A 10,200-nucleotide genomic window follows, 5' to 3' on the forward strand; every position below is an offset into this window, starting at 1 on the left:
CTTTCCGATCGCATCGAGGTCATCTGGCTGGAGGACGGCGACCACGATCTCAAGCCTCGCAAGAGCATCTCGGGATTTTCGGCGGCCGACCATCTGAAGATGCTGGCCGAGACGGTCAAGGCGTGGTCGGGTCGGATCGCTTCCTGAAGCGATGAAGATCGCCTCCTTCAACATCAACAACATCAACAGCCGGCTTGAAAACCTGCTGGGATGGCTGGCTGTGGCAAAGCCCGATGTCGCCTGCCTGCAGGAGCTGAAGGCGCGCGACATGCAGTTTCCACGCTCGGCATTGGCGGCGGCCGGCTATGGCGCGGTGTGGAAGGGCGAGCCGACGTGGAACGGTGTTGCCATCCTGGCACGGGGCGCCGAGCCAGTGCTGACCCGCGATGCCTTGCCCGGCGATGATGCCGACAGGCAGAGCCGTTATATCGAGGCGGCGGTGAACGGCATCATCGTCGCTTGTCTCTATGCGCCGAACGGCAATCCTCAGCCCGGTCCGAAATTCGCCTACAAGCTCGCCTGGCACGCGCGGCTGGAGGTGCATGCCGAACAGTTGCTCGACACCGGCCTGCCGGTGGTGCTGGCCGGCGACTACAACATCGTGCCCGAGCCGCGCGATATCTACGCCACCCGCTCCTATGACGACAACGCGCTGGTGCAGCCGGAAAGCCGGGCGTCGTTCCAGCGCCTGCTCGACCAGGGTTGGCTTGATGCCCTGCGCAAGAAGCATCCGAAGGAAACGCTTTACACATTCTGGGACTATCGCCGCAACCGCTGGCCGCGCGATGCCGGCCTCCGGCTCGATCACATCCTGCTGTCGAAGAAACTGGCACGCCGCCTGACCGCCGCCGGCATCGACCGCGACGTGCGCGGCGAGGACGGCGCCAGCGACCATGCGCCGGTGTGGGTGGAATTGAAGTAGGCGACTGCTTTCATTGCGTCGCGCTTGAACGGGTCCCTGCAACGCGCTTAAAGTCCTTTGTCTTGATGCAAGTTGCTGTCCCAATCCGGGTTCGCTTTTGGCCGACATGCAATAACCCTGTCGGCAAAGTACTCCAACGCAGCCGGATCGCCCGTGAACGCAACCCCCCACGAGATTTGTGAATCGAGGCTCCATGCCTGACTTGGGCGCTGTCGAGATACTGGCCGCTGCCATTGTGGTGCTTGCGGCTGCTGTCATGTCCTGGCTGCTGTGGCGGAAGCGCAGCCGCCGCAAGGGACGGCGGCAGACCAATCCGGCTGCCGACTATGCCGTCCGTACCGAATGGAACGCCGGCGGGGGTATGCTCAATTACTCATCCTTCGTCTATTTCGATGTCGATCGCGACGGCAAATACGGCGCCGGAGACCGGCCGATGGCCGGGATCATGGTGCGGCTGTATGACGAAGCCGGCAAGCTCGCCGCATCCGCGCGCACCAACAATGCCGGCTTTGCCAATTTTCCCATGTCGGTGAAAAGCAGAAAGGCCGTGATCCGCAAGCCGGGCAACTGGCGCTTTGTGGTTTCGGTGCCGCCCGGCTGGCAGGCGAAAAGCGAAAATGACATTCAGTCCCGACGCTTCATGCCGCTGCCGGGTTCGCCGGCCGGGATGGTATCGCAGGAGATGCTGCTGCCGGTCGGTCTGGCACCGCCGCGCCGCGTCAGCGGGCGCGTTGCCGGCGATGGACCAGCGACCCTCTCCATGTCGGGGAACGGGCACGTCCTGGAGACGCGGGCACTGGCCCCGGGTGCCGTCTTCAGCTTCGACCTGGCTGAAGAAGCCAACACGGTCAGCGTCAGCGGCGGCGGCTTGGAGCGGCGGCTGACGCTGTCGCCCTACTCGGCGGATCTCGGCCTGCTGTCGCCGCAACGCGCCGGCATCGACACTGATGCCGCCCTCGAAACGATCGATTTCGACGATGTGACGTCGCGCAGCCTCAGGAAAATTCCGGCTGGCCATGCCGGATTGGCGTGGCGCAACCTGAATGCGATGGCCCGCGACTTCACCAAGGATAGCCAGGGCTATGTCAATGGCAATGTTTCCGGCGACCATGTGCTCTACACCAGCAGCGGGCTGCCGGCCGAATTCAGCTGCGAACGGCCGTTCGGCTTTCACTCGGTCATGCTGAGCGCCGCCTGGCTGGCGTCAGAAGGGGAGGTGGCGCTGATCGAAAGCTGGCTTGGCGAGCAGCTGATTGCAAGCGACGAGGTCACGCTGTCGGCGCTGACGCCGCTGCACTACGCCCCAATGCTCAAAGCTGTAACGCGTGTTCGCCTGTCGACGAAGCACTATTGGCAAATGGTCGTGGACGATCTGGTCTTAACGCGCTGAGATTTAGGCATGCCAAAGCGGAGCGAAATTTCGCCCCGCTTCAATCAGGTTATGTTGACGGTCAGCCCGGCACAATAATAATCGAGGCGCCGTTGGCCGCAGTGATCGCCGACAACCGGCCTTTTTTCAAGAACGATGGCTTCACATAGATCTTTTTCATATCAGACTCTCCTAAAATCCCGATCCGATGATGCCAGACTGCGGCCATCTGTCAACCATGCGGCTGGAATCGGTAAAACTGCAATAAATCCAAGGAGGAGCGGCAAGGCGCCCGCCCTCCAATTCTTGTTTACGCCATCCCGGATCGAAGGCCTTCGATGCTTTTTCTGGAATTGCTCCAGCGCCAGGCGCGTTTCGGCCAAGAGTGTGCCAGATTATATCGTGGCGCTGGTCGAGCCGTTTGCCGTGACGGCTGAAAGCTTGCCCTTCTTGACGAGAGCCGGCTTCGCGTAAGTCTTCTTCATGGTAATCTCTCCTCATCCCTACGCGAGAATGGCAGATACGCAAGATGTGTCAACCAAGCCGGGCGTCCACACGGGCTCTTGGCGACACGAGCTTGCGGCTGATAGTCTCGACGTCGACATGCGGGGCAACCGTCACATGGTGAGGGCCGCAACAACGCCCGAGGGATTTCAATGAACAAGGGTGCCGACAGATTGCTCGCGCTTGCCCTGGTCGTTGTCGCCGTAGGCTGCCTGGCGCGGATCTATTGGCCGGCAATCGGCGAGGCTTTCCTCTGGCGCGGCTTTTCAGGCCCGCCGATGGATCCAGCCTCGTTACGGCTGGCGGGGTTCCTGGTGGCGGCGTTCGCCTGCCTGCTTGGTGCAGGGCTGTTTTGGGCCGGCCTCTTGCCGGACCGGTCGGGCCAAGCAGCGGGCGCGCCGCTGTTTGGTCGCGCGGCGGAGATGCAGGACGTTGGCACGCCCGGCCTGCGCAGAGTCTTTCTCGTCCTGCCATTGGTCGTGGTCGCCGCACTGGCCGCCGACCGGTTCGGCCCTTGGCATGAAGGCGGCGACATAGCCAGCGAGCCCGTCGAACCGAAGGCCGACGAACCCAATCCTGGCGAGCCGAAGGCCAACGAACCCAAGGGGCAGGATGTCGCCAGCGCGCCGCCGGCCTCAGAGCCGGCAGCCCCACCGCCTGCACCAGCAGAAGCTGCTTCGCCGCCGGAGGCCGCCGATCCGCCTGCGGCACCGGTCCCACTGACGCCGCCGGCGCTGGTGCAACCGACCCCGCCAACGCTAGTGCCGCCGACCGCGCCCGCGCCTCCGGCGCCGCCGGAGGTCGCGGTCATTCCGCCGCCCATCGTGGCGCCATTGCCGCCGGCTCCGCCGCCGCTACCGACGCAGCCCGAGGGCCACCGCGACTCGGTCGTCTGGCTGGCGGTGGCGCCCGACGGGCACTCGATCATGAGCGCCAGCACCGATCACACGATCAAGCTGTGGGACATCGCCGCCAAGCAGCTGATCCGCACTCTCGGCGTGCACAAGGATATGGCCCGCACGGCGCTGTTCATGCCCGACGGCGTCAGCGCGCTGACGGCCGGCGACGACGGCGAGATCGTGCAGCGCAAACTTTCCGACGGCGCGGTGCTGCATGTCTTCTCCTCGGGCGGCAATGGCGGCGTCAGAAAGCTGGCGATCAGCCCGGACGGCAAACATGCCATCAGCGGGCACGACACGGGCAATGTCATCGTCTGGGATCTCAAGAAGGGCGCTGTGCTGCACGCCATGAGCGGGAACGGCTGGTCGGTCAGCGCCGTCGCCGTCTCGCCCGATGGCAGGCAAGCCCTCAGCGGCAGCATAGACGGCACACTGAAACTTTGGGACATCGAAAGCGGCAAGCAATTACGAAGTTGGCACGGGCATGAGCGAGGCACATATGGCGCCGCGTTCACCGCCGACGGGCATCATCTGGTCACCGGCAGTGGCGATTACACGATCAAGCTCTGGGATCTAGACAGCGGCCGCGAAGCGCGCCGCTTTGAAGGCCACGAAGGCACCGTCTACTCATTGGCGCTGTCGGCCGACGGCCAGCGCCTGGTCTCCGGCTCGCTCGACGGCACGGCGCGGCTGTGGGACATGGACACCGGCAACCAGATCGCGATGTTCGATAGCCGGACCGGCCCGATCTACGCGGTGGCCTTCACCGCCGATGGCACGGTGGTGACCGGCGGCAACGACCGCACCATCAGGGATTGGCCGGCCGCCGGCGGCGACAGCGTCGTGCTGTTTGCCGGCGCGCCGGAGTGAACGGAACCTTGATCGCATTGTCCGCCGTGCTATGAAAAACCATGTCAGCTCCCAGCCTCCCGGACAACGCGCCGCTCATTGTCATCGATCTCCAGACCGGCATGTTCGACGGTGTGCACGAGCCGCCGATCCATGATGCGCGAGATATTGTCGAGCGCACCAAGGCGGTGATCGATTGGGCGCGGCGCGGCGGGCGCAAGGTCGCTTTTATCAGGCATGACGGACCCGATGGCGACCCGTTGGCACCGGATGAGCCGGGCTGGCCGGTTTGGCCCGCGCTCGGCCAGGCGGCGGACGAGCCGACCTTTGCCAAATCGGTGCGCGATGCATTCAGCAATCCCGCCTTCGGCGATTGGGTGGCCGGGCAAGGTGCGGGTGCTGTCGTGCTCTTGGGCGCACAGACCGATTTTTGCGTGGCCGCGACGGTCAAGGGCGCGGTCGCCAGAGGGCTCGGCGTGACCGTGGTGTCCGATGCGCACAGCACGCTGGACAATGCCAGCGAGAGTGCCGAACAGGTCATCACCAGGCACAATGGCGAATTCGCGGAGGCCGGTGTCAATCTGGTGACCACAAAGGCGCTTGTCGGCGGCTGAAGCCCGACCGTCGCCGCAGGCGGCATTATCAGGCAGGCCGGGTTGAGGACTTCGCGAGGGAAGGCAGCGCCAGGCGGCTGCCGTGGTCGACGCGGACGGGGGGGCGCATTGTTGGGATGGCTCGGGCGCCCGCGTCAACCAGGGCGGCTCGTACCGCCGCATTAGCAACATTGCACATCGCAGGTCGCTCGAAACTTCCGCGAAAGCGGAATAGGCCGGAGCAAAAGTGCGGATTCGGCTGAGACTTTCGGCGCGCTTTCCCGGTACGGGGAATCAAAAAGTCTGCTGGTTGTCGGCATGCCCCTCAAGGCGTCCGTCGCTCCTGCACCGGATCGGCGAGGAACGACGCCGCAATCAGGTCGTCGGCATCGATCCGGCCATGACGATCTTCCATGATGGCCGCGACCTTTTGAAAGGTTTTCATTTCGGCATCCGTCACCCGCGCATTGCGCATTCTGGCTTGGAGATCGGCCAGGCGAACGCCCAAAGCAGGGGATCTCACAGCTTTGCTTGTCATCTTCACTCGTCCTGTTTGGAACCTGACATGTGCGACCCGCCGCCATGGCTGGCGGCGGGTTTGGGACCGTTCGAAATTCAGTCGTAGACCTTGACGATCTTGCGGGTGCCCGGATCCACCAGGACTGTGCGGTTGTCGACGACCACGTAGCGGTATTGGACATCGGGGATCTCATGAAGCTCGACCGTTTCCGGCAACGCGCTACCAATATTCAGTTCCACACCGGGAACCTTGACCGAAGCGAGGGGCTGCTTCTTCACATACTCGCGGATGACCGTGTCCTGTTCAGGCTGAATGACGACGTCCTGAGCGGCAACGGCGCCGACTCCGGCCAACATCAATAGCGCCGCAGCGGCGCCCGTTAGGTGCATTTTCATACTGTTTCTCCTTGCGAGTCAGCATGACAAGATCGTCCAACGCTGACGAGCAACTGAACTTGAGCCAAATGAAAATGTTCCTCCGCTGGGGCTTCGGTCGGATGAGAAGTGCGACTTAAGTCCGGTCCGCGAGCGCATTGGTCTTACCGACGGGAACGGCTCTCTGTTCACGACTGTTTGTCTCCCGGATTCGGAGAAACAGATGGACAAAAGTGTTGGCCAAGCGCGCTGGTTGCTCGCACCGATTTTCGCGACGGCCGTCACCTTTCTGGTGATGGGAATAGTCCTTGGCTGACATGTCGTCGATCGGCGCAGCAACGTCCCTTCCTGCGCTGATAGGATTCGCAAGCCGCTTCGGCGGCTGGCGAATCCTCTATCTTCACCACGCGCGGGCCTGCTCATTCGGCAAGCGAGCGCTTCGTTCAGCTTATGCAACGTTGGGAGGTTTACTATGGATCGGCGATCCTTCTTGACAGCAATGTTTGGCATTGCCGGGGCAGCAGCCCTTGCAGGGGCAATTCGCCCGATCGAAGCAGTGGCCGGTGTTCCAGGCGCCGGAAACGGCATTCTCGATGAAATAGAGGCGTCACAAACAGAGGCCTTCGACGACGGTACACATGCGGAGGTGCAGCCGGTCGACCATCGACGCTGGGATCGGGACTGGGATCGGGACCGGGATCGGGACTGGGATCGGGGCTGGCGCCGGCGCCGGCACGGGCGGCGATGGAGACGGGTCTGCCGTAGTTATTGGCGGCATGGTCGCCGTCGCGTCCGGTGCTATCGCAGACGCGGGCCCTCGGTCATCCTTCGGTTTTAGCAGCTAGCCAGCACGTCTTAGCGGCTTGACCAGCGCGATCGGCTCGGCGTCCGCATTTTTCCGGCGGTTGCCGAGCAGAATGCCGTTTGCCGAGGCTGGAGCTCCACATGGCGAGGCGGCGCGAAGGTGAATCCGCACCAGACAGAAGCGAAGACGTCAAGATGACGGTGCACCGACGCATGCCATCCGTTGGCGAGAAATGGCCCGGCAGCCAGGTGCAAAGGGAGGCACGCCGGGCCAGCCGACTTCTGGCGGTCGCCGGCCATCCTTATATTCTATACGTCTAATATTAATGCAAGCGGCGCCAAAAGCCTCCGGTGGACAATACATCGCCCGAAGCCGTCCGCTCCACTGGACGAAGCCTGGAGGACCCGCGCGGCCGCAATCTCGCCATCGCCCGGCAATTGGTTCGGGCTCGTTCAGTTTGCCGCTTTGCTATCGTGTGTCGATCGAGCGGGCGGCGAAGGCAGGGCACGTTGATCCGCAGGCTGCTCGCTGAAGTAGAGCGAACTGCCGAGAACAACGAAGACGATGCCCACCGCCATCAATCCAACCATGAGCACGGCGATCGCCGTGCCTGGACCATGGCCTGTCTTGACGATGATGGATCGGTGGGGCATCGCGCCGTTCTCCGGATATGGCACACCAGGGGTGCCGAACCTTCGCGACAAACGACAAGCGCGGCCCGATGTTCCCTTGGCGGAGCTTCAATCGGTCAGGTCGGGCTTTTGCTTTTTCCTGTAGGACCAAGGTCTTATCTGTTGTGCGCAAAAGTCCAAGGGGCCTTGTTCAGTTCCGATAATGTCCCTTGGATGTTCCGCTATTTTAGGTAAATCTGATATAAAGCCTGGGGGGAAAACTTAGCCAGCCAAGCACATTTTCCCGCGAAACGGGCATGGAAAATGTGGCTTTGGCAAGTTCAACAACAGGCAGTCATGTCTCGGGCGACGAATGGCTCACGTCTCGTCGAATGGGCCCTCGCGGTTCTGATCGCGCGTGATCGCGGCTTCTTCCTCATCATCGGGAAGGGCGTCGTCGCTGTCCTGGTACGCGTTATCGTCGTCCTCGTCGGGCAGATCGCCGTCTTTTTCGATGCCGTAACGCATGTCGCCGTTTTCCGGCACGGACTCTGGCAGGATCTCGCCGCCCTTGATTGCATCCCAATCCTGCTGCTCGATGGTCGGCCCGTCCGCCTGCGGTGCGTCATCTTCGATATCGGCGTCTGGTTTGTTGCGCGGTGCCATGCTGGGCTCCTTTCCTTGAAAACTGGAGGCGAACTCGGGGTGACGGCGTTTGTTCCCGTGCTTGAAGTGCAGGCGTGCTTCTGGATTGCCGACAGCTGGCAGCCCCCGCCAGCACCCGCCGCCGTCCCCGGATCGCCACGCTTGCCAAGTCGCCGCGCAATGGAGAGCGCAGTGGCGATGGGCCGCTTACTTGCGAAGTTGCTAAAATAATGAAATGTTGTCCGCGGGAAATGGGAATGAGGCAGGGACTGATCGGAACCGCCGCGGTTTCGACGGTTTTGGGAAACCATGTATTTTGGACAGTTTCTCGTAGGAATGTCAGCCACGGCCATCATCGTCGCGGTCTGGACCTATATGGTTACCGGCTCTTTCTGGGAGGCATTTGCCTGGACGATAGCGACGCTGCTTGTCCTGCAGGTCGGCTACTTCGTGCTCATCGTGAGGCTGATCTTCAGGGGCTCGCACGATATCGCGCCGAGCGAGGATCCGGTAGACGCCTTCCCGCCATTGCGTCGCGACGGTGTCCGGCTTTAAGACCGGGTAGCCAGGATCACTCGCGCGTGTGCGCCCGGGCAATTCGGGGAACCTCGCCACCAGCGCGACCACGGTGTTTGGTCACCGAGACAGCGTCCGAGCATATCCCTGCCGGAGATTTCGGCGCAGCGTTATCGTGGGAACATGGCGCATGCGCGACCAGCTTCGCATGGAGCTCAGGCCGTCAGGTGGAACAAGTGATGATGCTTCGCGTTCTCTAGCGGTACCGGTGAGGTTGCCACCTCCATCGGAACTGCCATGGCTCGCTCTGCTCCCGGCGGGGCGAGCCTTTTTCGTGCTCCCATCGTCCAGATAGAGGGACGCGAGGCTGATTTGACGCGGCGACGACAGGTGCTTCGCCAATCCGACTACAGCAGGAATTTTTCGTCCTCTAATGTCCGCACACATTTGTGCAGGTTTTCAAGCATTTCCGCGCTGTCTGCCGCATGTATGATCAGCAACAAATTAATATCCGAGCCGAAAACGTAACATCTTCAATTCTGAAGTTCGATGGAACCGCATGGCAGCGGTGGAGTTTTTATGGAGGGCGGAATTCAATTGTCACTAGGAGACGGTCATGAAACTTTATCTTACAAGCGCGGCGGCCGCAGTCGTCCTGATGGGCGGCATTGGTGCGGCGCTGGCGGAGAGCGTCGTCGTCGTCCAGCCGGAGCAGGAGACGGTCGTTCGCGAATACATCAAGAGGGAACCGCTTGCCTCGGTGAACCTTCTGGGGGTCGAACTCAAGCTCGGCTCCTCGGTGCCGGACACTGTCGAATTGCGTGAGGTGCCCGACGTCAAATATCGCGTCGCCGTGATCAATGACCAGACGGTCCTCGTCGATCCGGAGACCCGCCAGATCGTTGAAGTGCTGCACTAAGGGGGTTCCCGCAGCACTGAACCTTGGGGAAAACCCGCCCCGACGTCGCGTCGGTGGCGGGTTTCCTTTGCCGCGACCCGCTATGGCCTATTCGGCGGCCAGTCTATCCTGCGTCTTGGTCTCGAAATCGCTGGCGTCGTGGCGCTCATGCAATTGCATGGCAGGCTCGCCGAAAGCGCGGTTGACCATGCGGCCGCGCTTGACCGTCGGTCGTGCGTCGATCGCCTTGGCCCAGCGTTGAACATGTGTGTATTCCTGCACGGACAGGAACTCGGCGGAATCATTGTACATGCGGCCGAGCGCCAGCCCGCCATACCAGGGCCACACCGCCATATCGGCGATGGAATAGTCCTTGCCGCCGAGATATTCGGTCTCGGCCAGTCGGCGGTCGAGCACATCCATCTGGCGTTTCACCTCCATCGAGAAGCGGTCGATGGCATATTCGAACTTTTCCGGCGCATAGGCATAAAAGTGACCGAAGCCGCCGCCCAGATACGGCGCCGAGCCCATCTGCCAGAACAGCCAGGACAGCACCTCGGCGCGGGCCGGCTGTTCGGTCGGCAGGAATTCGCCGAACTTTTCGGCGAGATAGACCAGGATCGAACCGGATTCGAAGATGCGCACCGGCGTCTTGCCGCTGCGGTCCATCAGGGCCGGGATCTTGGAGTTGGGAT

At 62.3% G+C, this 10,200-nt stretch carries 14 protein-coding genes; 7 read left to right on the forward strand and 7 right to left on the reverse strand.

Features of this window, described 5'->3' with window-relative positions; translation table 11 throughout:
* The 3 genes from EN906_RS38210 to EN906_RS11325 all read left to right on the forward strand — a co-directional run.
* The coding region (locus EN906_RS38210) for an alpha/beta family hydrolase (RefSeq protein WP_348629276.1) at nucleotides 1-147 on the forward strand (147 nt) is incomplete at its 5' end.
* Nucleotides 148-151: 4 nt separating this feature from the next.
* Nucleotides 152-922, forward strand: coding sequence for an exodeoxyribonuclease III (locus tag EN906_RS11320; RefSeq protein WP_127269168.1), 771 nt, complete (start codon nucleotides 152-154; stop codon nucleotides 920-922).
* A gap of 193 nt (nucleotides 923-1,115) precedes the next feature.
* A complete protein-coding gene (locus EN906_RS11325; protein WP_127271497.1) occupies nucleotides 1,116-2,312 on the forward strand; it encodes a hypothetical protein in 1,197 nt (398 codons plus the stop codon).
* Between the two features lie 61 nt (nucleotides 2,313-2,373).
* On the opposite strand, the gene EN906_RS11330 is transcribed toward EN906_RS11325, so the two are convergent.
* On the reverse strand, nucleotides 2,374-2,472 hold the full coding sequence (locus tag EN906_RS11330; protein WP_127271495.1) for a putative RiPP precursor: 99 nt from the start codon (nucleotides 2,470-2,472) through the stop codon (nucleotides 2,374-2,376).
* 214 nt (nucleotides 2,473-2,686) lie between these two features.
* On the reverse strand, nucleotides 2,687-2,776 hold the full coding sequence (locus tag EN906_RS11335) for a putative RiPP precursor (RefSeq protein ID WP_127271493.1): 90 nt from the start codon (nucleotides 2,774-2,776) through the stop codon (nucleotides 2,687-2,689).
* A gap of 171 nt (nucleotides 2,777-2,947) precedes the next feature.
* On the opposite strand from EN906_RS11335, the gene EN906_RS11340 reads away from it, so the two are divergent.
* Together EN906_RS11340 and EN906_RS11345 are read left to right on the forward strand one after the other, a co-directional pair.
* The gene (locus EN906_RS11340; protein ID WP_127268522.1) at nucleotides 2,948-4,564 is read left to right on the forward strand and encodes a WD40 repeat domain-containing protein; all 1,617 of its coding nucleotides are present in this window, start codon (nucleotides 2,948-2,950) and stop codon (nucleotides 4,562-4,564) included.
* Between the two features lie 41 nt (nucleotides 4,565-4,605).
* Nucleotides 4,606-5,157 (forward strand): isochorismatase family protein, encoded by a 552-nt coding sequence (locus EN906_RS11345; protein WP_127268523.1) that lies wholly within the window; start codon nucleotides 4,606-4,608, stop codon nucleotides 5,155-5,157.
* Nucleotides 5,158-5,461: 304 nt separating this feature from the next.
* On the opposite strand, the gene EN906_RS11350 is transcribed toward EN906_RS11345, so the two are convergent.
* The 4 genes from EN906_RS11350 to EN906_RS11370 form a co-directional block, all read right to left on the reverse strand.
* On the reverse strand, nucleotides 5,462-5,674 hold the full coding sequence (locus tag EN906_RS11350) for a hypothetical protein (RefSeq protein WP_127268529.1): 213 nt from the start codon (nucleotides 5,672-5,674) through the stop codon (nucleotides 5,462-5,464).
* A gap of 77 nt (nucleotides 5,675-5,751) precedes the next feature.
* A complete protein-coding gene (locus tag EN906_RS11355; protein ID WP_127268524.1) occupies nucleotides 5,752-6,051 on the reverse strand; it encodes a DUF1236 domain-containing protein in 300 nt (99 codons plus the stop codon).
* A gap of 1,236 nt (nucleotides 6,052-7,287) precedes the next feature.
* Complete coding sequence (locus EN906_RS11365) at nucleotides 7,288-7,488, reverse strand: hypothetical protein (protein WP_127268525.1); 201 nt, start codon at nucleotides 7,486-7,488, stop codon at nucleotides 7,288-7,290.
* A gap of 336 nt (nucleotides 7,489-7,824) precedes the next feature.
* Entirely contained in the window at nucleotides 7,825-8,112 is a 288-nt protein-coding gene (locus tag EN906_RS11370) for a hypothetical protein (RefSeq protein WP_127268526.1), read from the reverse strand.
* Nucleotides 8,113-8,427: 315 nt separating this feature from the next.
* Between EN906_RS11370 and EN906_RS11375 the strand changes: the two genes are divergently transcribed.
* Both EN906_RS11375 and EN906_RS11380 read left to right on the forward strand, forming a co-directional pair.
* The gene (locus EN906_RS11375; protein ID WP_236382731.1) at nucleotides 8,428-8,646 is read left to right on the forward strand and encodes an exopolysaccharide production repressor protein; all 219 of its coding nucleotides are present in this window, start codon (nucleotides 8,428-8,430) and stop codon (nucleotides 8,644-8,646) included.
* Nucleotides 8,647-9,223: 577 nt separating this feature from the next.
* Nucleotides 9,224-9,526: a DUF1236 domain-containing protein gene (locus tag EN906_RS11380; protein WP_027035237.1), complete on the forward strand. Its 303-nt coding sequence runs from the start codon at nucleotides 9,224-9,226 to the stop codon at nucleotides 9,524-9,526.
* Between the two features lie 87 nt (nucleotides 9,527-9,613).
* On the opposite strand, the gene yghU is transcribed toward EN906_RS11380, so the two are convergent.
* Nucleotides 9,614-10,200 (reverse strand): glutathione-dependent disulfide-bond oxidoreductase (yghU, locus tag EN906_RS11385; protein WP_127375178.1); only part of this gene is annotated, 587 nt, incomplete at its 5' end.

Source organism: Mesorhizobium sp. M7A.F.Ca.CA.004.06.1.1, from assembly GCF_003999135.1.
GTDB lineage: Bacteria > Pseudomonadota > Alphaproteobacteria > Rhizobiales > Rhizobiaceae > Mesorhizobium.

Coding starts and splice junctions, on each gene's coding strand:
- EN906_RS11375 (WP_236382731.1), top strand. CDS start 8,428: ATGTCAGCCACGGCCATCATCGTCGCGGTCTGGACCTATATGGTTACC.
- EN906_RS11355 (WP_127268524.1), bottom strand. CDS start 6,051: ATGAAAATGCACCTAACGGGCGCCGCTGCGGCGCTATTGATGTTGGCC.
- EN906_RS11370 (WP_127268526.1), bottom strand. CDS start 8,112: ATGGCACCGCGCAACAAACCAGACGCCGATATCGAAGATGACGCACCG.
- EN906_RS11350 (WP_127268529.1), bottom strand. CDS start 5,674: ATGACAAGCAAAGCTGTGAGATCCCCTGCTTTGGGCGTTCGCCTGGCC.
- EN906_RS11365 (WP_127268525.1), bottom strand. CDS start 7,488: ATGCCCCACCGATCCATCATCGTCAAGACAGGCCATGGTCCAGGCACG.
- EN906_RS11345 (WP_127268523.1), top strand. CDS start 4,606: ATGTCAGCTCCCAGCCTCCCGGACAACGCGCCGCTCATTGTCATCGAT.
- EN906_RS11340 (WP_127268522.1), top strand. CDS start 2,948: ATGAACAAGGGTGCCGACAGATTGCTCGCGCTTGCCCTGGTCGTTGTC.
- EN906_RS11325 (WP_127271497.1), top strand. CDS start 1,116: ATGCCTGACTTGGGCGCTGTCGAGATACTGGCCGCTGCCATTGTGGTG.
- EN906_RS11320 (WP_127269168.1), top strand. CDS start 152: ATGAAGATCGCCTCCTTCAACATCAACAACATCAACAGCCGGCTTGAA.
- EN906_RS11380 (WP_027035237.1), top strand. CDS start 9,224: ATGAAACTTTATCTTACAAGCGCGGCGGCCGCAGTCGTCCTGATGGGC.
- EN906_RS11330 (WP_127271495.1), bottom strand. CDS start 2,472: ATGAAAAAGATCTATGTGAAGCCATCGTTCTTGAAAAAAGGCCGGTTG.
- EN906_RS11335 (WP_127271493.1), bottom strand. CDS start 2,776: ATGAAGAAGACTTACGCGAAGCCGGCTCTCGTCAAGAAGGGCAAGCTT.